The following is a 20373-nucleotide window of genomic DNA, read 5'->3' on the forward strand; positions in this document are numbered from 1 at the left end:
TTCGGAATTCGCGACCGGGTCGTCCCGGGGGACGCTGAGGGCCTACCGCGTAAACCGTGCGACCAGCTCGACATGCGGCGTGTGCCGGAACTGGTCTACCGGCACTACTGTGTCGATCCTGTAGCCGCCATCGATCAAGAGCCGCGCGTCGCGGGCGAAGGTTGCGACGTTGCAGGAGACCGCGATCACGACCGGCACCTTGCTCGCGGCAAGCTTCAGTGCCTGCGCCTGCGCGCCCTGGCGCGGGGGATCGAACACCACGGCGTCGACATCGCGCAACTCCTGCGGCACCAGGGGACGGCGGAACAGGTCGCGCGGCTCGGCCTTGATCGGCTTGAGTCCCGGCGTACGCGCTGCCTTCGCGAGCGCGGCGACCGCACCGGCGTCGCTGTCATAGGCGGTGACGCGGGCCTTCTCGGCGAGCCGGAGCGCGAACGGGCCGACGCCGCAGAAGAGATCGGCGACTTCCTTGGCCTTGCCGACGCGCTCAGCGACGAGAGACGCAAGCGTCTCTTCGCCCGCCATGGTCGCCTGCAGGAACGATCCCGGCGGCAGCGTCACTTCGGCGCGGCCCATCTGCACCGTCGGCGCCAGGCGTTGCAGCACCAGCTCGCCATGCCGCGTCAGCCGCGCCAGGCGATGCTGTTCGGCGACGCGCGACAGCGCCGTGACCAGCGGCGTCGGCAGCGGACCGGAGCCGCGCACGTCGACGTCGAGGCCGTTGGCGGTGGCGGTGACCTGGATGTCCAGCGGTTTCGTCACCGGCATCCTGGACGTCAGCGGCTCGGCAAGCGCCCAGGCGGCATCGATCGCACCCTCGAGCGCGGGATCGAGGATGGGGCAGCGATGGATCGGGATGACGTCGTGCGAACTCGTCGCCGAGAAGCCGACCTTGAGGACGTTATGCGTGCCGAACCGGCCGTGCAGCGTGACGCGCCGGCGCCCCATACCATGGGCATCGACCAGCGGCGCGACCTCGCAATCGACGCCGGCCTGCGCCAGCGTCTCGACCACGATGCCGCGCTTCCAGGCGCGATACGGCTCGGCCGCCCAGTGCTGGATCGCGCAGCCGCCACAGACGCCGAAGTGCGGGCAGAACGGCTCGACGCGCTCGGGACTTGCGACGTCGACTGCGAGCAGCTTGCGGCGATCAGGATGATTGCCCGCGACATGGTCGACCTCGACGGTTTCGCCGCCGAGCGCATAGGGCACGTAGATCGCATCACCCGTAGCGAGCGAGACGCCGTCGCCGCGATGGCCGACATGATCGATCTTCAGGCGCTCAACCACGGCGTGCGCCCAGGAAGAATTCGACGTTGCCGTCGCCGCCCGTGATCGGGGAGGGGAACACTTCGATGTCAGTGCAGCCGAGCGAGGCCGCGAAAGCCGCGATGTCGCCGCAGATCTCCTGGTGGACGGCGGCGTCGCGGATGATCCCCTTCTTGTTGTGCTTCCGCTCGGCCTCGAATTGTGGCTTGATCAGCGCCAGCAGGCTCATCGGCGCCGCGGCAAGCGAGAGCGCGACCGGCAGCACGATCTTCAGCGAGATGAAGCTGACATCGATCACGACGACATCGGGCCGCGCCGGCAGGCGCTTGCCGTCATAGCTGCGGATGTCGGTTTCCTCCATCGACACGATCTTGGGGTGACCGCGCAGCGATGGATGCAACTGGCTGGTGCCGACATCGACCGCGAACACCAGGCTCGCGCCGTTCGCCAGCAGTACCTCGGTGAAGCCGCCAGTGGAAGCGCCGACGTCGAGGCAGACATGATCCTCGATCTCGATCGGATAGCGCTCCAGCGCGCCCGCGAGCTTGACGCCACCGCGGGAGACATAGGGGTGCGCAGGTTCGGCATGGATCACCGCATCCTCGGCGATCGTCTCCGATGGCTTTGAAACCAGCTTGTCATCGGCCGTGACGAGGCCGGCTTCGATCGCCGCGCGCGCTCGCGCCCGGCTCTCGAACAGGCCGCGCTCGACCAGCAGAATATCCGCGCGCTTGCGGGAAGGGGACATCACGCTCTCATGGGATGACCGATACGCTTATGTAACCATCAATCGCGCGGCCGCCATCCGGACGCAAGCCTCGAACGCGGCCAGGTCATGCCAGACGTCAACCGGCATCGTGGCCGGCGTCACCAGCGGGCAGCCATGCAGCTCCAGCGCATGGATCATCATGAGGTTGTCGACAAGGCCAAAGTCCTCGACGGTCAGCCCCTGCGGGTCGACTAGCCGCCCGTCTTCGGACGTGACATTCACCAAGCGGCCAAGGCGGTCAGCGTAGTTGCTGCCGTCGTTGGAATAGGCCAGGCAGACCTTTCGGCGACCGGCCATGTAGCCGAGCTCGTAGACGGTGCCGGGATCCGCGCCGGCCCCGCGGAACGGGGTGAGATTGGCGATGATGGCATCGGCCTCATCCATCATTGCCTCGTTGCCGCAGAAGATCTGATGCGAGGCGTCAGGCGCGGTGAGGTCGATCTCATTGTCGAGGGGATAGAGGCCGGTGAGCCCGTGCGCAGCGCAGATCGCGGCCTTGCGCCGGCCGACAGCAACTGCATCCGGCAGGAACACGTCGGGGCCTGCCAGATAGATTTTCATGAGAGCACCGATCGAGAGGGTGTCGAGTTACCACGGCATCGGCGGTGCGAAACCTCTCCCGGAGGGAGAGGTGGGATTCAGCGTCTGCTTCGCCGTCAGGCGAGCTTGACCGTCTCGGTCTTCGCGTCCTTGCCGAGGGCTTCGAACACCTTGGCGACGATGCCCTTGGCGTCGAGGCCGGCGCCGGCGTACATCGCGTTCGGCGTGTCGTGGTCCTGGAACACGTCGGGGAGCACCATCGAGCGGAACTTGACCATTCCGCTGTCGAGCACGCCCTGATCGGTCAGGAACTGCGCGACATGCGAGCCGAAGCCGCCGACCGAGCCTTCCTCGATCGTGATCAGGATCTCGTGGTCGCGGGCGAGCTTGAGCACCAGCTCGGTGTCCAGCGGCTTCATGAAGCGCGCATCCGCGATCGTGGTCGAAAGGCCATGGGCTGCGAGCTCGTCGGCCGCCTTCTCGCATTCGGCAAGGCGCGTGCCGAAGGAGAGCAGGGCGATCTTGTTGCCCTGGCGGATCATGCGGCCCTTGCCGATCTCGAGGGGAATGCCGACTTCGGGCATCTCGACGCCGCGGCCTTCGCCGCGCGGATAGCGCAGCGAGCTCGGACGGTCGTCGATCGCGACCTGGGTCGCCACCATGTGCACCAGCTCGGCTTCGTCGGCCGCCGCCATGATGACCATGTTCGGCAGACAGCCGAGATAGGCGTTGTCGAACGAGCCGGCATGGGTCGCGCCGTCGGCGCCGACGAGGCCGGCGCGGTCGATGGCGAAGCGGACCGGCAGGTTCTGGATCGCGACGTCATGCACGATCTGGTCGTAGCCGCGTTGCAGGAAGGTCGAGTAGATCGCGCAGAACGGCTTGTAGCCTTCGGTCGCAAGACCGGCGGCGAACGTCACCGCGTGCTGCTCGGCGATGCCGACGTCGAAGGTGCGGTCCGGGAACGCCTTGTTGAAGATGTCGACGCCGGTGCCGGACGGCATCGCCGCGGTAATGGCGACGATCTTGTCGTCCTTCTGAGCTTCCTTGACGAGGCTCTGGCCGAACACGTTCTGGTAGGCCGGCGCATTCGGCTTGGCCTTGGCCTGGGTGCCGGTCGCGACGTCGAACTTGACGACTGCATGGTACTTGTCGGCGGAAGCTTCCGCCGGGCCGTAGCCCTTGCCCTTCTGCGTCACGACGTGGACGAGGATCGGGCCGGTCTCCATGTCGCGCACGTTCTTCAGCACCGGCAGCAGATGGTCGAGGTTATGGCCGTCGATCGGGCCGACGTAATAGAAGCCAAGCTCCTCGAACAGCGTGCCGCCGTCCATCATGAAGCCGCGGGAATATTCCTCGACGCGGTTGGCGCGGTTGGCGATGATCTTGGGCAGACGCTTGTTGATCTGCTTGGCCGCATCGCGCAGCGTGCGATAGGTCTTGCCGGAGTAGAGGCGCGACAGATACGCGCTCATCGCGCCGACCGGCGGCGCAATCGACATGTCGTTGTCGTTGAGGATGACGATCAGGCGCGAGTTCATGGCGCCTGCGTTGTTCATGGCCTCATAGGCCATGCCTGCCGACATCGCGCCGTCACCGATCACCGCGATAACGTTGTTCTTGCCGCCGGAGAGGTCGCGCGCCACGGCCATACCGAGGCCGGCCGAGATCGAGGTCGAGGAATGCGCCGCGCCGAACGGATCGTAATCGCTCTCGCTGCGCTTGGTGAAGCCGGACAGGCCGCCGCCGGTGCGCAGCGTGCGGATGCGGTCGCGCCGGCCGGTGAGGATCTTGTGCGGATAGGCCTGGTGGCCGACGTCCCAGATCAGCCGGTCGCGCGGCGTGTCGAAGACGTAATGGATCGCGGTGGTGAGCTCGACCACGCCGAGACCTGCCCCGAAGTGACCGCCGGTCACCGAGACGGCATCGATGGTCTCCTGCCGCAACTCGTCGGCGACCTGGCGAACCTGCTCGATCTTGAGCTTGCGCAGGTCATCCGGCGTCTGGATGGTGTCGAGAAGCGGCGTTTTACTGTATGCGTTCACGGCGATTTCCAATTTGTCAGCGCCGGAAGGTCGTTCCGGTGCGCGATGGGTTTGCACAATATCGGCGCAGCGCGAGTCCTTAAACCGTCGGAGCCACCTGCATGGGGCAAAGCCCCGTCTTCAAGCTTAGGTGAGCTTAAGTACGCTCCGGTTCAGTCTCTGTGATCCCTGTCACTTAGATCGGCTTCGTCCGTCCCAGCCAATTTCATTAGCAGTTTGAAGCGCTTGTCGTCGGTAGTCTCTGCCCACGCAAGGCTTACAAAAAGCCACACTCCGCGCAGCTTTACACCAAAGCTTCGCCCAAAGCCAACCCGCCGGACCGATAACGGGCATGCAGCTGCAACCAGCGGGCCAGATTGGTTAATCGTGGCGTCGCCGGAAGGGTTCCAGTCTTGCCCGGTTCCTCTGCAGGGTTTTGGGCGAGAGGGAGGCCGTTTTGGCCGGATTCGTGAGGCTGAAAGGCCGCCACACGGAAATTCTACGATTTTCGCGCCCGGTCCCCCGGCCCCGCTGAACGGAACAGCGGCGTGCGCTTATGAAAAATTGCAGGCTGCCGATGCCCGAAACGGGCGGCTTTGAAGGGCCGGCCCTTACTGCACGTCGAGCGGCGCGGTTCCGGCGGCCTGGCCGCTGGCATCGGTGGTGATCTTGTCGACGCGCGCCTCGGCCTGGCGCAGCAGTTCCTCGCAGCGGCGCTTCAGGGCTTCGCCGCGCTCGTAGATCGTCACGGACTCTTCGAGCGGCACCTTGCCGTCCTCGAGCCGCTTCACGATCGTCTCGAGTTCCTCGATCGCGCGCTCGAAGGTGAGCCTGGAGACGTCGACTTGGGTATTTTCGGCCATATCCGTTTCCGATTGCCCGGTTCGCTTTCCTCAACGAGAAAACAGAGTTTTGCGGGCGTAATGTGGCGGGTGTCTAGAGCATGATCCGGAAAAATGTGCAGCGGTTTTTCCGATAAGATCATGCTCAAACAATAACCTAAAGCGCGATTGCGATTTATCCCAATCTCATCGCGCTTTAGGCGCCCATCAGGGCGCCGACATGCGCCGTAACAGATTCTTTCAGTCCTTGCAGGTCATAGCCGCCCTCGAGCACCGAAACAACGCGACCCCCGGCGGTGTTGTCGGCAAGATCCATCAGCTTGCGCGTCACCCAGGCGTAGTCCTCCGCGCGCAGGTTCAGCGAGGCCAGCGGATCGCGGTAATGCGCATCGAAGCCTGCGGAGATGATGACAAGCTCGGGGCTGAACTTCGTCAGTTGCGGCAGGATCAGGTCCTCGAACGCGGAGCGGAATTCCGGCCCGCCGTCCTCGGAGGCGAGCGGCGCGTTGACGATGGTGTCGTGGTCGCCGCGCTCGCCGCGTGCGCCGGTGCCTGGAAACAGCGGCATCTGATGGGTCGAGCAGTACATCACCGTCGGGTCCGACCAGAAGATGTCCTGCGTGCCGTTGCCGTGATGCACGTCGAAATCGACGATCGCCGCACGCTTGATGCCGTATTTGCGCTGCGCGTGGCGCGCGGCGATCGCGACATTGTCGAAGAAGCAGAAGCCCATTGGCTTGCCGATCTCGGCGTGATGGCCGGGCGGGCGCACCGCGACGAAGGCGTTGCGATGCTCGCCCGCCATCACTGCCTCGGTCGCCGCGACCGCGCCGCCGACGCCGCGCATCACTGCTTCCCACGTGCCCGGCGACATCGAGGTGTCGCCGTCGATATAGATCTGTCCGCTGGTCGGCGCGATGTGACGCAGCTCGGTGACGTAATGCTCGTTGTGGCACAGCGTGACGAGATCGAGATCGCCCTCCGGCGCCTGGTCGCGCACCAGATACTGGAAACGCTCATGCGACAGCGCTTCTTCCACCGCACGCAGGCGATCCGGTCGCTCGGGGTGTCCCGGCGGCGTGACGTGGTCGAGGCAGGCCTTGTGGGAGAGGAGAAGCGTGCTCATCAGGTCGGCCTCACAGGGAACGGGCTCTTGACGTCGCTTGGCGCATCCGGCGCCAAAACGCAAACCCAATCTATGCGCTTGGATGGGAATGGCAAAGGGCTGTCCCGTTCCGCCCCCGTTTGATCCGGATCAATTCACGCGCAGGATGCGGCTCGGTGGCAGCGGACCGATCGGCCCGTGCGCCCGGAAGAACGCGAACAGCGCGTCCGCGTCGTAGCCACCATATTGCGGCGCCGTGCCCTGTTTGGCGACCGTGAAACCGTCGCCGCCGACCGCGAGGTAATCGTTGAGGGTGACGCGGTAGCCGCTTCCAGGCTCGAGCGGCCTGCCGTTGAGCGTCATCCTGTCGGCGATGACGCGTTCGCCGAACGGCTTCGACGCGTCCCAGGTATAGCTGAACCCGTTCGACACCTGGAGGATCCGCGGCCGCTTCGGGTCGAGCCATTGCTGCTCCAGCATGTCCTTGAGCTGGCTGCCTGTGAGCGTCATTGTGACGAGGCGGTTGCGGAACGGCTGGCTCGCGAACACGTCGCCGAAGGACACCGCACCGTTCTCCTTCGGAACGATATCGGTGCGGATGCCGCCGGGATTGGTGAGTGCGATGACGGCGCTGCCGTCCCTGGCGTCCTTCGTCGCAGCAAGCTGCGCGTCCGCAATGACGTCGCCGAGCGCGCTTTCGCCCGCTTCGTTCGGGACGCGCGACAGCGTCTGCGTCACCGATCCGGCCGGTCGGCTGGCAATCGGCGCGGAGACCTTGTCGTAGGCCTCGATCAGCGCGGTCTGCTCGGGGTCCTTCGCCAGCGAGGCGTTGGCGACGATGACGTTCTCGCCCCTGGCGCTGACGATGTCGCGCGTTGCCGGGTCGAGCTCGAGATCGATCGCCGTGACCAGCGTGCCGTATTTGTCGCCGCTGGTGACGAGCCGCCCGTCGATGTCGCAGACATAGGCGCGATGGGTGTGGCCGCTGACGACGACGTCAACGGCGCGGTCGAATTTCTTGACGATGTCGACGATGGGTCCCGTAATGCCCGGGCATTCATTGTAGTCGCCGGTCGGCTCACCACCCTGATGGATCAGCACGACGATCGCTTCCACGCCGCGCGCCTTCAGGTGCGGCACCAGCGCGTTCACCGTCTCGGCTTCGTCGCGGAATTCGAGCCCCGCAATGCCGGCGGGCGAGACGATGCCGGCGGTCTCCTTCAAGGTCAGCCCGATGAAGGCGACTGGGATGCCGCCGAATTCCCGGATTTCATAGGGCGGCAGCACGCTCTTGCCGGTCGCCGTCTCGATGGTGGAAGCAGCGAGATAATGGAATTTGGCACCGGTGAAGGGATGCGGTCCCTGGCAGCCGTCGACCGGATGGCAGCCGCCATTCTGCATTCTCAGCAGCTCGGTCTTGCCCTCGTCGAATTCGTGATTGCCGACTGAAGTGATCGCAAGCCCCATCATCGAGAGCGACTCGATCGAGGGCTCGTCGTGAAACATCGCCGACTGAAACGGGCTCGCCCCGATCAGGTCGCCGGCGGCAACGAAGATCGTGTTCTTGTGCCCCTCGCGCAGCTGCTTCACCAGCGTCGCCATGTACTCGGCCCCGCCAGCCGCCACCGCCACCTTTTTGGCCTTGTCCTCGGGATCGCCGATCCGGATACCGCCCGGCGGCGGGCGCAGATTGCCGTGGAAATCGTTGATCGCGAGGATGCGGAGCTCGACGGGAGCGGCCGTCTGGGCAGAGGCGGGGAGGGCGGCGAGTGCCAGGGTGAAGGCGGTCAGGCGGAGAAGATGTCGCATGGAACAAGATTAGTCGTTCCGCGCGAAGATTTCACGAAGCTTGTTTCCGTATCCGTCATTCCGGGGCGCGACGAAGTCGCGAACCCGAAATCCATCGGGCCACAGGTTTGGTGGATGAATGGATTCTCAGATGCGCAATTGCGCATCATAGTTCGCGCGTCGGGCGCCCCGGAATGACGGCGGTGGACTGACGCTGCCTAGCGCATCACCGTTTCTTCCTGTTTGCAAATGCGTTGAACGCGGCGATGGCTTCGTCCGACTTCAGCCGCTCGCCGAACAGATGGCCCTCCTGGTCGATCCGGCGGGTCAGCTCCTCGGGCGGCGCGCGCAGCAGTTTGCGCGAGGTTGCGACCGCCTCTGCAGGCAGCCGGCAGATATCGCGTGCCACCTTGCGCGCCTCGACCTCGGTATGTCCCGGCGAGACCACGGTGTTGACGAAGCCTGCCGCGTGCGCCTCCGCGGCGGTGAAGGTCCGTCCCATCACCAGCATCGCAAAGGCGCGCTGGTAGCCCATCGTGTTCGGCATCAAGAGGCTGGCGGCGCCGACCGGCACGAGGCCGAGATGGATATAGGGCGCGGAGAAGGTCGCAGCGTTCGAGGCCAGCACGTAGTCGCAGTGGAACAGCATCACGGTGCCGATGCCGATTGACGCGCCATCGACGGCCGCGATGATCGGCTTGACGTTGAGGGCGAGCGAATAGAGAAACTTGGCGCCGTCCGACAATGTCTCGGGGCGGGATGTGTCGGCGTGCATGAAATCTTCGATGTCGTCGCCGGCGGTGAACACGCCGGAGCCGCCAGTGATGATCATGCAACGGATGTCGGGGTTGTTCTGCGCGGTGTCGATCGCGCGGCTCATCTCCCGATACATGTCCTGCGTGATCGCGTTCTTTTTGCTCGGACGGCGCAGGGTGATCACGCGCGTTCCGCGCTCTTCGGTGACGACGACATTGCCATTCGGCATAAGGGCCCCCTGCGTTCGCCGCGACGCTTGCCGTGGGCGAGTCTCGCAAGGCAGAGCCTACATGATCTTGCAGGCGTGCCAATCCGCTCGCTCCTCCGTTTCGACGACGATGCCCCTGATCCCGGCGCATGGCACCCCCGCCACGGCTGTATTCTGTTCGTTCTTGTTCAGAGCACGAGCCCGCTCCAGCGCGAGATCGGCAGCACGGCCTTCGCCACCGCGATGGGGTTGGGCACGTCAATCAGCGGCATCGTCAGCGCCTTCGGCCCCGGCATCGTGCGCAGCCTGACCGGCAACTGCACGACGGCGTTTGCCCCTCTGCGTCGCGCTCGATCTCGCGGCGGCAGGGATCGTGCTGTGGCGGCCGCGGAGCAGGGCTCGAGAGTCGCACAATCTATCACCGTCACCCTGAGGTGCCGGAGCGAAGCGGAGGCCTCGAAGGGCGACGGCCCGGGTGCACCGGGGCCGTTCACCCCTCGAGGCTCTCCATGGGACGCGCTGCGTCCTATGGCTCGCACCTCAGGATGACGGGTCGGTGGGAAGCTAGCTACCCCAGCAACACCGCATCCGCCGCCGCGACCGACTCCGCGCTCTCCGTCACGGTGCGCTCGAGCGCGCCGGCCTGCACCGTGATGTTCTCGGCGAAGAAGCGCGCGAGCGAGACATAGCGCGAGGCGTCCGTGTTGCCGTCGGCCTTGGCGGCCAGCGCTTCGGAGGCCAGCATGCAGCCGCCGAGCGTGGCGCCGAACTGCTGGAGATATGGCGTCGCGCCTGCAAGCGCCTCGTTCGGCGCAGAGGCGACGCGCTCCAAAAGCCACTTGCTGGTGCGCGTCAACGCCTCCAGCGCCTCGCGCAGCTTTGTGCCCGTGGTGCCGAAGGCGGGGTCGTTGGAAGTTTCGACCTGCTTGACCGTGACCGAGAGCTCGTCGAGCAGGGCCCACACCGCGGCGCCGCCGTTGGCCGCGAGCTTGCGCGTGACGAGGTCGATCGCCTGGATGCCGTTGGTGCCCTCGTAGATCGCGGTGATGCGCGCGTCGCGATAGTGCTGCGCAGCGCCGGTCTCCTCGATGAAGCCCATGCCACCATGCACCTGCACGCCGAGATAGGCGACCTCGTTGCCGACATCGGTGGAATAGGCTTTTGCCATCGGCGTCAGCAGCGCGGCTCGCGCGGCAGCATCGGCACGGACCTTGGGGTCCTTGGCGCGCATGGAGACGTCGAGCGCGACGGCGGTCGCATAGCATATGGTGCGCGCGGCCGCGGTCTGCGCCCGCATCCGCATCAGCATGCGCTTGACGTCGGGATGGGCGAAGATCGCGTCCGAGCCGTCGCCCTTCTTGCCGACGGCGCGGCCCTGCTTGCGCTCCTGTGCATAGGCGAGGGCCTGCTGATAGGCGCGATCGGCGACGCCGACGCCTTCGAGGCCGACGCCGAGGCGGGCCTGGTTCATCATCGTGAACATGCAACGCATGCCCTGGTTCTCTTCGCCGATCAGAAAGCCGATGGCGCCGCCATGATCGCCCATGGTCATGGTGCAGGTGGGGGAGGCATGCATGCCGAGCTTGTGCTCGACGCCGCTCGCGAAGATGTCGTTGCGTGCGCCGAGCGAGCCGTCGGCATTGACCATGAATTTGGGAACTAGAAAGAGAGAAATTCCCTTGGTGCCGGCGGGCGCATCCGGAAGACGCGCGAGCACGAAATGCACGATGTTGTCGGTCATGTCGTGCTCGCCATAGGTGATGAAGATCTTCGTCCCCTTGATGCGGTAGGTGCCGTCGGCCTGCCGCTCGGCGCGGGTGCGCAGCGCGCCAACGTCGGAGCCGGCCTGCGGCTCTGTGAGTTGCATCGTGCCGGTCCACTCGCCGGAGACGAGCTTCTCGAGATAGATCGTCTTCAGCTCGTCGCTGCCATGCGCGTCCAGCGCCTCGATCGCGGAGGCCGTCAGCAGCGGGCAGAGGCCGAAGGCGACGTTTGAGGCGCTCCAGATCTCGGTGCAGGCGGCGTTGATCGCGAGCGGCAGGCCCTGGCCGCCAAAATCCTCGGGACCGGAGACCGCGTTCCAGCCGCCCTCGGTCCAGCGCTTGTAGGCGTCGGGCCAGCCCGGCGCGGTCGTGACCCTGCCGCCGTCGAGCTTGATGCCGTGCTCGTCGCCGACGTGATTGAGCGGCGCCAGCACGTCGGTCGCGAACCTGCCGGCTTCCTCGAGCACAGCGCTGGCGATGTCGGCGTCGAAATCGCCGTAATGGCCGGCCTCCACGGCGGCCTTCAGGCCGGCGCCATGGTTGAGCGACAGCAGCATGTCAGAGATCGGCGCGCGATAGGTCATGGCTCACTCCCGTGGACAGGTATCGGCGCCCTAATCCCATGAAACGGGGGAGGTCTCAATGGGCGGGACGCCAGGACGGCGCCGGCCCGGAATGGGGCCATCGCCGGGCCCGTCATCATATAATAGAGTGTGGCGCGGCCGATCCCGAGACCGTGGTATTTTGCCCCTCCAGGCGGTTGAAATGCCGCTTCTCTCCCTATAGACCGGCTGCGACCAAGGGAATCTGCGGTAGCCAGTTCTTCCGCCGTTCCGTCGGTCGCCTGTTGGGGCGTAGCCAAGCGGTAAGGCAGCGGATTTTGATTCCGCCATTCGGAGGTTCGATCCCTCCCGCCCCAGCCAGAGCCAATGCGCTGATTTTGTTATGAAAACAGCCCTGTTCAAAGCAGAATTTCCAGCGCATTTGGAAATTCCGTTTGCCTCGCATTTGGAAATTCTGTGCTGGTTTCGTTTTTGGTCGAAGGCAGATGAAAGTCGTCGCGCGTTGAACGCCGCTCAACTTATCAAAATACGAATTGAGCGGATGAGCGCCGTCTGCGCGTTGCAAGCTTCCCACCGTAGCCGTTGACGTCGCCTGCGGGATCCAATTGCAGAACCCCGCTGGCCTTGTGCAACGTCAACGAAGCGCGAAGTCTATCCTTGAGATCGGACGCCAGTCTTCGAAATTGGGGAGGTCTGCGCTTGGTCTCGAGGTGATGCGGCTCCATCAGCATTCTGCTGATCGAGCTCCTTCTGTGCCAAGAGATGTGCATGGCGCTTACGGGTCGCAGCCAACGCTCGCATCATCGTCTCCTTTGCATAGCCGCGATAGGCCTGTGCGGTCTTGTGGCCCGAGAGCGCACGACCTTGGCCGTCTGTCAGCTCCGCTTCTTCGAGTTCGGTCATGCCACCGTGTCGACAGGAATCAAGCGTGAACAGCTTTGACACGCCGTCGATCTTCTTGCGCATCTGCTGTACTACTTTTTCCATGCCAGGGTAGGACCACACTTTGGCATCGCCCTTGCGTTCACCCCTTTGGATCCGACGCATGATCATCGGGACGCCAAGCTTGGGCAGATGACTCAAAACGTCCTCCGCTTCGGCATAAAACTTGACGGTCTCTCCATCGAGAGTCTCTTCGAGCGGATGCCAGACCAGCGCCTTATTCTTGTGGTGCTCGATGCGTACAGCGTTTGGCCAGTTCTTGCTGCGGTAGTCCGGCCACGTCAAAAACCCGGCCACTACGTTCTCCGGCCGTTGCAGCCATTCAAAGCAGATCACCGCGACGGCTGCGGGTTCAGGCCGCCCTTCTTTGATGCAGCCCCACGCAAATTTATAGACCTCTTCTCGAGTGACCGCGTGCTTCTTGGTCTTGGTGCGGCTCTTGAGGGTGAAATCGTCCCAAGGGTTCGGATGCTTCTTATCGAACAACTCCGGGTGTAGACGACGCATGATCCGCCACACCTTTCGGCAGAGGCCGACAACCTTTTCTCCCTGCCGCAGCCTGATGCCGTTCGGCCCGTTGATGATTTTGTCGTAGATCTTATCGGCAGCTCGTGGCGTAACCTCCATGATCTGCCGTTCACCAATCCGCCGTCCGTTCTTGTCGACCGTGTCGCAGATCATTTGCATGATCCGTTCGTAATCGGGGCGGGACCGAGGTGAGACCTTCTCGGTATAGGCCTTCTCCGTCTTGTATTGCCGGAATAGCCAATCGATCGTGCCATAGCGCGCGATCTTTCCCTGTTCACCGGGCTCCCCTCTGCGGTGATTGTTCCATTCATCGAAGAGGGCATTGAGCGTGGCGGCGCGTCCGCCTTTTCCCTCTTGACCGCATGCGGCTTCGTAGCTCGTCCCAAGTGGTTCATTCGCCATCTCGCAGCCGAGACTGCGGTAATAGGTGGGGATCCGGAAATAGAACGCGACCGAACCGCGGGCAAGCCGACGCACCTCCACAAAGCGTGGAAGCGGCCGCTCCAAGGTCACAAATCCTCGGCGAGGTCGCCCGGCACCATGTCCGGCGCGATAGCCCGGTCCAGATCGTCCTTCAACCACAGCTGACGCCTTCCTTCTTTCACACGCGGTCGAGGATACTCCTTACCGACTCGTTTGAGAAAGGCTTCCACGGTCGATTCTCCGCAATACGCTGCTGCGGTTCCAGCAGACATACGGCGCGGCCAAGAACCCGCTGGAATGATGGCAGGACGTGTCATTGCATATGCGTGAGCTGCTGAAATTCGCTCTTTGCTCGTCTTGGCCATCATGATGATCACCAGCAGGATTGAAACTGCGAGGACGACCGGATCGCACAGGAGCGTAGTGCAGCGCCTGAAAAGGACACTTCGGAATTACATGCCTCGGGCGCGAGAGCGCGCCGCGGAAGGTCTTTGCGAAGGACGTGACTGTGACCCAGCAGGGGACGATGGGATCAATTGGAGACGGCGACTACCGCAGAGGTGCGAAGACTCGGCAACGAGGCCAGTGGACCGGAACGTGACGCGGCGGAGACAGTCCGCCCAGTAAGCCGGGACGTAGTCGCTGGCGCAGCTCGCAAACCTCGGAGGGACAAGGCACCAGGAGGAGACACACACCACCTGTCGCCTTCATAGCTCCTCTGGTTCATCGGCCATTCGTGCCGGTATTGCCAACTCCTAGCAGGGGTGTAGAGTTCTACTGATTTTTAACACGCTTTAATTTGACGCTGCCGCCATTGCGTTATGGTAATTTTTTCTTGTGGGGGTTCTCATGTTCGATTCCGTGACCACCGCACTTTTGCGCGCGGTCCTAGATGAGGTCTGCGAAAACGTTTCGCGGAGCGAGACGGGCGCCCGTGCCCACGTGGCCTCGAAAATCCTGGAAGCCGCGACCAAGGGTGACACCTCTCCGGATAGCCTCAAGCAGATCGGGCGCCAAGCTCTCTCGCAGGCGCCGACCATGTGGCGCTGACCGGAGGCGGGGGTGAATTTCCAGGTCACGGTACTGAAGATCCTGGTGAGCTATCCGGATGGTTTTGCCGCGATGGTCGATCTCAAGCGCGACATGGCGATCCTGGCGACCAGCGGCCGGGACTGGGCCGACCGCACAAAGCGGCTGGCTGCGCGCGTACCGGACCTCGATATCTTTTCGCAACATCTCGTCGAGCGCGAAAACGGCGGCTGGAAGATCACCGTCAAGGGACGGACAGTGCTAGAGTTCATGGAGGCGCGCACCGCCGTCGAGCCGCCAACAAAGACACTGCCAGCCGAGAACAGCGATGCGCCCATACCACCGCTTCCGCAGCCGCCGGAGCGCGCTAGGCGACGACGCGAACGTCGCGAGCGGCGTCGTGAAGGTCGAGAACGGGCGCGGGCCAACGCTTCCTAATCCTGCGGACGCAGGGCCGCCTTCGAAGGAGGATGCCGGATCCAAGCGTAGTTCATAGAAGCGACGAGGCAGAGCAGCAGCTTCAAGCCGCCGAAGATCGCGATGGTCCTGAACTCCTAATCAGCGGGTCACAGGTTCAGTGCGCCCACCTATAAATCAAGACTTAAGCGAGAGAATTCATTTGAGAGCGCCGAACCAAAACGGTTTTTCAAGCGGGTGTATTCGCGGTCTTCAAACCGGCTTTATGGAAATGTCGGGGGCAGGACGGCCGAAGTGATGCCGCAGAGATAGGCCGCCGGACGTTGAACGGTCATTCAATTTTCGCGATCGGCGGCCAGGTTGTAACGCAGAACAGGCTCGCGTGGCGTTTGGCTGCATGATAGTGTCGAGGATCGATGGGTGGTGTAGCGGTATCCTTCGGTACGCTAGATCTAAGATCGTTGGCCTGCACCACACCGTAATCATTTGCCGGCTACGCGATGACCTTCCAGCCTGTTTACCCCCCTAGCAAAGCTCCAAAACACCGCACCGGCTTGCACGCTGGCGGGCTCCCACTAGGCTATCTTATCCGGAAGAAACAATCGTTCAAACGGCGCGGCGCTCATTCATTGTGTAAATGTGGTTCACGGCCATAGAGGACGCGAAAGCATGTCGATGATGTTCGAAAAGGACGATGAGAACGAGATCGTACCGGTGATCCGCCTGGCGTACCGTCCGGAAACGCCGGAGGAGCTCGGCCGCCTACAGATGACGCGCAACTGGGAACGGGCGCTCGTCGCGCCGGAGGATACGTCGGCGGCCCTGTTGGCCACGCTTGTTACGATGAACAACATGGACTTGGTCATCACCATAGATCCTTCTGACAAGGTGAGCGGTGTCCTGACCGCAGAAGACCTCGCGCGTTTCGGCCAGCAGGTGAGAGGCCGCATCTTCGCGGGTTTGCCGCCGATGCTGGATGGCGTACCCGTACTAGACGACGATAATTTCACGATCCGCGGCCGTCGGCCTCAGCTCTATTGGTGTGAAGCCGGCAAGCACGACACAACGGACAATCCCTGCAAGCAGCATCCGCCCAAATGATGGGGGCGGCTAGTGCTTGCGTCCATCTTCGGAAAGGTCACGGCGTCCCTTGGCAAGACCTACGTCTTTAGCGGCCTGCTGCCGGCGGGCATTTTTCTCTTAGCGATCGGCACGTTTTACACGTCCTTCGCCGGGTTGCTGCAGTTCGGTCAGCAGCGGCTGTCAGTAACGGAGGCATGGAAATCCCTCTCGGCGGCGGGCGCGGCCTGGATCGCCTTGGGGTTTGTGCTCTACGCGGTCCGGACGTGGTTCTTTGGACTGTTTGAGATCATTCCCGTCTCCGGGTTTGGCCGCGCCTTATTGTTTCGCCGCCTGGCCAAGCGTGGGCGTGCAGACCGCGAGCTAGAAAGGCACGAGCGGACAGTAACCGCTTGCAACTGGATCCTGGAATGGAAGTTCAATCCCGAGAAGGTGGGCGGTCTGCCGGAGTGGCTCCGCTTGGAGAGCCCGTCCCTTGAGGCGTTGCTGGCGGCTTCACAATTGGGCCGCGAAACGGTTCGAACGGTCGAGCGCACCGTGGGCGGCGCGCTCAGCATACGCACGCGGCAAGTTGACGTCATTGTCTCAGGAATCTTTGCGCTCTACCGGCTGGTGAGCGATCCCCGATGGGGTGTTGCGCATCCAGCTGCCGCGGCCGAGGTTGAGGCGTGGCAACAAGTGAGTGACGGCGAAGCGGCCCAAGGTATTCTCGAGATTGCTCGCGACGATGTCTTACGCCGCGTCGATAAGGCTTTCGCGGCGCGTGGCACGTTCGGCGACAAACATTACGTTTTCCCGACCGCGCTCGGCGATTTGTTCTCGGCGCTGGATGACTACGGTGAGAACCGCTACGGGATCGATACGTCGACCCTCTGGGACCGGGTCTGGTGGATTTTGCCGAGGGAGGTCAAGGCCGACGTCAGCGATGCGCGGCTGAGTGTCGAGACGCTGATCAACCTAATCGTTGCCCTGCTTCTCGTCGGCGGGGTGGTCGGAGCAAGCCAAATCGCAAGCTGTGGTTTTGGCTACGACGGGATGGGTGCTTGCGTTCCGATTCGTGCTGGCGGGTGGATCGCCGCTTGCTGGGTGCTCGTGTTGTTGGCCTACCGGGGCGCGTGTTTTGCGATGGAGGTGCTGGCCACAAAGATCGCTTCGCTTGTTGACTGTTATCGCCTGGCCGCGCTTTCGCAACTTGGCTTCTCGCCCAAGACGGTGGGTGATGAGCGGGATTTGCTCGAGCAGCTGAGGGCATTCTTCACGCAAGCAAAGCCGCTGAAGATGGAGCTCGCGATCGCCGCGGCCAAATCAGAAGGCAAATCCGAAAAATCGGACAAGGACGAAGCGTCGGAAAAATCCGACAAGGACAAAGACGACAAGGACGGCAAAGAGAACAGGGAAGCTAAAGGCGAAAAGGAAGGTAAGGAGGTAATGGAGCATAAGGGCGGTGATAAAGAGAACAACGGTAAAGAGGATCAGAAGGATGACAAGGTCGAAAAAGTCGCGCCCGCCGATCCCATCGACGAGCCGCCTGCGCCGAAGCCCTCGGAAGGAGAAGAGCAACCGGTCGCTGTGTAACACCATGATCGCGTCGACTGAGCGCTAGCCGGTGGGCAAGCCAACACCCTGCAAGGTCGAGCAGAAAAAAGGCGCACGTAGCGGAGGGCGATCAGGCGGCATCGCTATTCGGCACGCTGGGGGTACAGTCTGTCCGGTGATGGATTGGAGCGAAAGTTTAAGTTTTTCAAGTGGTTAGAGGGCGGCGTGTGCACGACGTGTGCACCGGGAGATCAAGAAAAATCTATCGTCAGCAAGCGTGGGCAGTGGCTCTTTGGAGTGATGCGGTTGTTTAGGGCGGGCTTGCGCGCGACTTAAGGGTTAACAATGCTCGTCACGAGCCGAGATCTCTGTTCGGCTCACCATCGATGTCGCGGCCATTTGCAGTGAGAAAAAAAAATGGCGTCGGGGGTTCGAGTCGCTCCCCCGCTACCATCTTTCCCCACACTCCTTTGACTTGATTTGGATAGGCCTTTTCCCCAAGCAGGGCGTTTAGCCGGCCTGCTATCTCGACGGCTACACCACCTGGGCGTCCCGGATCGCGGAACACAGTGACCGTCTCGACCAAGTCTCTGATTGCTTCTGCGGCCTCTCCGTCGCCCGCACTGATACCTTTACCCAGTGCTTCTTCAAGCCGACCGAGTTGCTCCTCATATCGTTGCAGGATGGCCGGATGCAGCGCAATTTCCTTCGGGGAGGGCGGTTCGCTCTGCAACTCCTCAGATATCCGCTTTCGTTCGGCATCTAAAGCAGTCGATCGCGGTCCGAGAACGGATGGATCGCCATGTCCTTTCGCGATCGCATCCACCAGTCGTTCGATTTCCCGCTTTAATTGCCCAAGCTGCTGCTCAAGGGTAAGCGTCGTTCTCAGGCCACGGCTTTGAGGGATTGAGTGCGGTAGGCCCAGGGCAGTAGCTGGTCGATGTCGCGATTTGGATGACCGTTGACGATGCTGGTGAGCGCGTCGGTCAGGTAAGCAAGCGGATCGGTGTCAATCAGCTTACAAGTTTCGACCAGGGAGGCGATGATGGCCCAGTGCTCGGCACCGCCGTCGGAGCCTGCGAACAGCGCATTTTTCCGGTTGAGCGTGATCGGACGGATCGAACGTTCGACGACGTTGTTGTCGAGCTCGATACGGCCATCATCGATGAAGCGCGTCAGACCCTCCCAGCGTGAGAGCGCATAGCGGATGGCGTCGGCGAGCTTGCCCTTCTGGCTGATCAGGGCGAGTTTTGCGTGTAGCCATTCCTGGAAGGTATCGGCAAGCGGCCGGCTTTTCTGCTGCCGCACGAGGCGACGCTCCTCGGCGCTGCGGCCGCGGATGTCCTTCTCAATCGCGTAGAACTCGGCGATGTGCTTGAGCGCCTCGCTCGCGATGGGTGCCGGGCCAGGTGTTGCGAGCTCATAGAAGTTGCGGCGCATGTGCGCCCAACAGAAAGCAAGCTCAACGGCGCCCCGCTCGGCGAGTTTGGCGTAGCCGGCATAGCCGTCGACCTGCAGGATCCCCTTGAAGCCTGCGAGATGAACGATCGGTCGATCGGCTTTGCGATCTGGGGCATAGACATAGGCGACGCCCGGCGGATCGACGCCGCCCCATGGTCGGTCGTCTGCCGCATAGGCCCAGAGCTGACCGGTCTTCGTGCGCCCGCGGCCGGGATCAAGCACCGGCATTGTCGTCTCGTCGGCGAACAGCTTTGGCCGTTGCCTGAGCTTGCCGAGGAGGCGCTCATGCAGCGGACGCAGGTGGAAGGCTGCTTGTCCCACCCAGTCCGCCAACGTTGAACGATCGAGCTCAATGCCCTGACGGGCATAAATCTGCGCCTGCCGGTAGAGCGGCAGGTGATCGGCATATTTGGAGACCAGCACCTGGGCGACGGTAGCCTCGGTCGGCAATCCGCCCTCGATCAGCCTAGCCGGGACTGGCGCCTGTATGACCCCATCCTCGCAGGCCCGGCAGGCGTATTTGGGCCGCCGGGTCACGAGGATCCGGAACTGCGCCGGGACCAGGTCCAGCCGCTCGCTTCTGTCCTCACCGATCCGGTGCAACTCGCCTTGGCAGCAGGGACAGGTCTTGTCCTCGATGTCGACGATGACCTCGATCCGCGGCAGGTGCGCCGGCAACGCGCCACGGTTGCCGCGGCGCTTGCGAGCTCGCGCATCGCGGCCTTCAGGTGCACTGACGTTCTGTGCCGTCTCGCCGTACGCGGCGACTTGCTCGACGTCTTCCAGGCCCAGCAGCATCTGATCTTCGGGTAGCGTCTCCGCCCGCCGGCCAAACCGGTGTCGCTGCATTTCCTTGATGATCTGACGCAGCCGTTCGCTCTCGCACCGCTCGGCAAGCAGCATCGCTTTCAGCGTCTCGAGATCGTCAGGCAGGGCGTCGCTCACACCCAAATCAGAGCATATTCGCCGCCATCTGGCGACGCGTTCGGCGCTCCTGATTCACTTCGCCGCAGCACTGCCAACAGCTATCCGGGCTGCGCTGGCGCCGGCGTCTCCCGTGCCTCATGCACAAGCCGCCAGTCGAGTCCTTCCAGCAGCGCCGACAATTGCCCGGCTGACAGGCGCATCACACCGTCCTCGATCTTCGGCCAGCGGAAGATCCCATCCTCAAGCCTCTTGGCGAACAGGCACAGGCCCGTTCCATCCCAGAACACCAGCTTGATCCGGTCCGCACAGCTCGTTTCATTGTACGTCCCTTTGTCAGATCCCAGGCAGGCGGATCAATCTATCGTACTGATAATCAATGTAGTTTTTCGGCCGACGTTCGATC

Annotated in this window: 19 protein-coding genes, 1 tRNA gene and 1 pseudogene; 7 read left to right on the forward strand and 14 right to left on the reverse strand. The window is 63.1% G+C overall.

Features of this window, described 5'->3' with window-relative positions; all coding sequences use genetic code 11:
* Nucleotides 1–42: 42 nt before the first annotated feature.
* The 8 genes from AC630_RS06720 to AC630_RS06755 all read right to left on the reverse strand — a co-directional run bounded on the left by AC630_RS06720 (nt 43) and on the right by AC630_RS06755 (nt 9322).
* Nucleotides 43–1290, reverse strand: coding sequence for a class I SAM-dependent RNA methyltransferase (locus tag AC630_RS06720; protein WP_074117728.1), 1248 nt, complete (start codon nt 1288–1290; stop codon nt 43–45).
* Nucleotides 1283–2017 carry a TlyA family RNA methyltransferase gene (locus AC630_RS06725; RefSeq protein WP_074117729.1) on the reverse strand — a complete coding sequence of 245 codons (735 nt, stop codon included), beginning with the start codon at nt 2015–2017 and terminating at the stop codon, nt 1283–1285. The genes AC630_RS06720 and AC630_RS06725 overlap by 8 nt, the downstream gene beginning before the upstream one ends.
* A 27-nt stretch (nt 2018–2044) precedes the next feature.
* The gene (locus AC630_RS06730; RefSeq protein WP_074117730.1) at nt 2045–2599 is read right to left on the reverse strand and encodes a nucleoside 2-deoxyribosyltransferase; all 555 of its coding nucleotides are present in this window, start codon (nt 2597–2599) and stop codon (nt 2045–2047) included.
* A gap of 95 nt (nt 2600–2694) precedes the next feature.
* On the reverse strand, nt 2695–4623 hold the full coding sequence (gene dxs, locus AC630_RS06735) for a 1-deoxy-D-xylulose-5-phosphate synthase (protein ID WP_074117744.1): 1929 nt from the start codon (nt 4621–4623) through the stop codon (nt 2695–2697).
* 590 nt (nt 4624–5213) lie between these two features.
* Nucleotides 5214–5465 (reverse strand): exodeoxyribonuclease VII small subunit, encoded by a 252-nt coding sequence (locus AC630_RS06740; protein WP_014497196.1) that lies wholly within the window; start codon nt 5463–5465, stop codon nt 5214–5216.
* Nucleotides 5466–5640: 175 nt separating this feature from the next.
* Nucleotides 5641–6570 (reverse strand): histone deacetylase family protein, encoded by a 930-nt coding sequence (locus tag AC630_RS06745; protein WP_074117731.1) that lies wholly within the window; start codon nt 6568–6570, stop codon nt 5641–5643.
* A gap of 129 nt (nt 6571–6699) precedes the next feature.
* A complete protein-coding gene (locus tag AC630_RS06750; protein ID WP_074117732.1) occupies nt 6700–8358 on the reverse strand; it encodes a bifunctional metallophosphatase/5'-nucleotidase in 1659 nt (552 codons plus the stop codon).
* A gap of 205 nt (nt 8359–8563) precedes the next feature.
* Nucleotides 8564–9322, reverse strand: a complete 759-nt coding sequence (locus AC630_RS06755) for an enoyl-CoA hydratase-related protein (RefSeq protein ID WP_074117733.1) — start codon at nt 9320–9322, stop codon at nt 8564–8566.
* Between the two features lie 153 nt (nt 9323–9475).
* Here AC630_RS06755 and AC630_RS46755 point away from each other — a divergent pair.
* Nucleotides 9476–9734: pseudogene (locus AC630_RS46755) on the forward strand (hypothetical protein); the annotation flags it as partial.
* A gap of 135 nt (nt 9735–9869) precedes the next feature.
* Here the strand turns inward: AC630_RS46755 and AC630_RS06765 are convergent.
* A complete protein-coding gene (locus tag AC630_RS06765) occupies nt 9870–11648 on the reverse strand; it encodes an acyl-CoA dehydrogenase family protein (RefSeq protein ID WP_074117734.1) in 1779 nt (592 codons plus the stop codon).
* 264 nt (nt 11649–11912) lie between these two features.
* Here AC630_RS06765 and AC630_RS06770 point away from each other — a divergent pair.
* Together AC630_RS06770 and AC630_RS43500 are read left to right on the forward strand one after the other, a co-directional pair.
* Nucleotides 11913–11987 (forward strand) — tRNA-Gln (locus AC630_RS06770).
* 22 nt (nt 11988–12009) lie between these two features.
* On the forward strand, nt 12010–12213 hold the full coding sequence (locus AC630_RS43500) for a hypothetical protein (protein ID WP_143197869.1): 204 nt from the start codon (nt 12010–12012) through the stop codon (nt 12211–12213).
* A 65-nt stretch (nt 12214–12278) separates the two neighbouring features.
* Here AC630_RS43500 and AC630_RS06775 read toward each other — a convergent pair whose 3' ends face one another.
* Together AC630_RS06775 and AC630_RS43505 are read right to left on the reverse strand one after the other, a co-directional pair.
* Nucleotides 12279–13604, reverse strand: coding sequence for a site-specific integrase (locus AC630_RS06775; RefSeq protein WP_074117735.1), 1326 nt, complete (start codon nt 13602–13604; stop codon nt 12279–12281).
* A gap of 2 nt (nt 13605–13606) precedes the next feature.
* Nucleotides 13607–13888 carry a hypothetical protein gene (locus AC630_RS43505; RefSeq protein ID WP_143197870.1) on the reverse strand — a complete coding sequence of 94 codons (282 nt, stop codon included), beginning with the start codon at nt 13886–13888 and terminating at the stop codon, nt 13607–13609.
* Nucleotides 13889–14369: 481 nt separating this feature from the next.
* Between AC630_RS43505 and AC630_RS06780 the strand changes: the two genes are divergently transcribed.
* The 4 genes from AC630_RS06780 (at nt 14370) to AC630_RS06795 (ending at nt 17621) form a co-directional block, all read left to right on the forward strand.
* Complete coding sequence (locus AC630_RS06780; RefSeq protein ID WP_074117736.1) at nt 14370–14570, forward strand: hypothetical protein; 201 nt, start codon at nt 14370–14372, stop codon at nt 14568–14570.
* Nucleotides 14571–14582: 12 nt separating this feature from the next.
* Complete coding sequence (locus AC630_RS06785) at nt 14583–14987, forward strand: hypothetical protein (protein WP_074117737.1); 405 nt, start codon at nt 14583–14585, stop codon at nt 14985–14987.
* A gap of 648 nt (nt 14988–15635) precedes the next feature.
* Nucleotides 15636–16067: a hypothetical protein gene (locus AC630_RS06790; RefSeq protein WP_074117738.1), complete on the forward strand. Its 432-nt coding sequence runs from the start codon at nt 15636–15638 to the stop codon at nt 16065–16067.
* Between the two features lie 12 nt (nt 16068–16079).
* Nucleotides 16080–17621 (forward strand): hypothetical protein, encoded by a 1542-nt coding sequence (locus tag AC630_RS06795; protein ID WP_074117739.1) that lies wholly within the window; start codon nt 16080–16082, stop codon nt 17619–17621.
* Nucleotides 17622–17934: 313 nt separating this feature from the next.
* On the opposite strand, the gene AC630_RS06800 is transcribed toward AC630_RS06795, so the two are convergent.
* The 3 genes from AC630_RS06800 to tnpB all read right to left on the reverse strand — a co-directional run bounded on the left by AC630_RS06800 (nt 17935) and on the right by tnpB (nt 20314).
* Nucleotides 17935–18408, reverse strand: a complete 474-nt coding sequence (locus AC630_RS06800; protein ID WP_245330287.1) for a hypothetical protein — start codon at nt 18406–18408, stop codon at nt 17935–17937.
* 59 nt (nt 18409–18467) lie between these two features.
* A complete protein-coding gene (gene tnpC, locus AC630_RS06805) occupies nt 18468–19946 on the reverse strand; it encodes an IS66 family transposase (RefSeq protein ID WP_074117745.1) in 1479 nt (492 codons plus the stop codon).
* Between the two features lie 122 nt (nt 19947–20068).
* The gene (tnpB, locus tag AC630_RS06810) at nt 20069–20314 is read right to left on the reverse strand and encodes an IS66 family insertion sequence element accessory protein TnpB (protein ID WP_083636134.1); all 246 of its coding nucleotides are present in this window, start codon (nt 20312–20314) and stop codon (nt 20069–20071) included.
* Between the last annotated feature and the right edge of the window lie 59 nt (nt 20315–20373).

Source organism: Bradyrhizobium sp. AS23.2, from assembly GCF_001908185.1.
Lineage (GTDB): Bacteria > Pseudomonadota > Alphaproteobacteria > Rhizobiales > Xanthobacteraceae > Bradyrhizobium.

Coding starts and splice junctions, on each gene's coding strand:
- AC630_RS06790 (WP_074117738.1), top strand. CDS start 15,636: ATGTCGATGATGTTCGAAAAGGACGATGAGAACGAGATCGTACCGGTG.
- AC630_RS43500 (WP_143197869.1), top strand. CDS start 12,010: ATGAAAACAGCCCTGTTCAAAGCAGAATTTCCAGCGCATTTGGAAATT.
- AC630_RS06780 (WP_074117736.1), top strand. CDS start 14,370: ATGTTCGATTCCGTGACCACCGCACTTTTGCGCGCGGTCCTAGATGAG.
- AC630_RS06745 (WP_074117731.1), bottom strand. CDS start 6,570: ATGAGCACGCTTCTCCTCTCCCACAAGGCCTGCCTCGACCACGTCACG.
- AC630_RS06755 (WP_074117733.1), bottom strand. CDS start 9,322: ATGCCGAATGGCAATGTCGTCGTCACCGAAGAGCGCGGAACGCGCGTG.
- AC630_RS06750 (WP_074117732.1), bottom strand. CDS start 8,358: ATGCGACATCTTCTCCGCCTGACCGCCTTCACCCTGGCACTCGCCGCC.
- AC630_RS06730 (WP_074117730.1), bottom strand. CDS start 2,599: ATGAAAATCTATCTGGCAGGCCCCGACGTGTTCCTGCCGGATGCAGTT.
- AC630_RS06740 (WP_014497196.1), bottom strand. CDS start 5,465: ATGGCCGAAAATACCCAAGTCGACGTCTCCAGGCTCACCTTCGAGCGC.
- AC630_RS06765 (WP_074117734.1), bottom strand. CDS start 11,648: ATGACCTATCGCGCGCCGATCTCTGACATGCTGCTGTCGCTCAACCAT.
- tnpC (WP_074117745.1), bottom strand. CDS start 19,946: ATGCTGCTTGCCGAGCGGTGCGAGAGCGAACGGCTGCGTCAGATCATC.
- AC630_RS06725 (WP_074117729.1), bottom strand. CDS start 2,017: ATGTCCCCTTCCCGCAAGCGCGCGGATATTCTGCTGGTCGAGCGCGGC.
- AC630_RS43505 (WP_143197870.1), bottom strand. CDS start 13,888: ATGATGGCCAAGACGAGCAAAGAGCGAATTTCAGCAGCTCACGCATAT.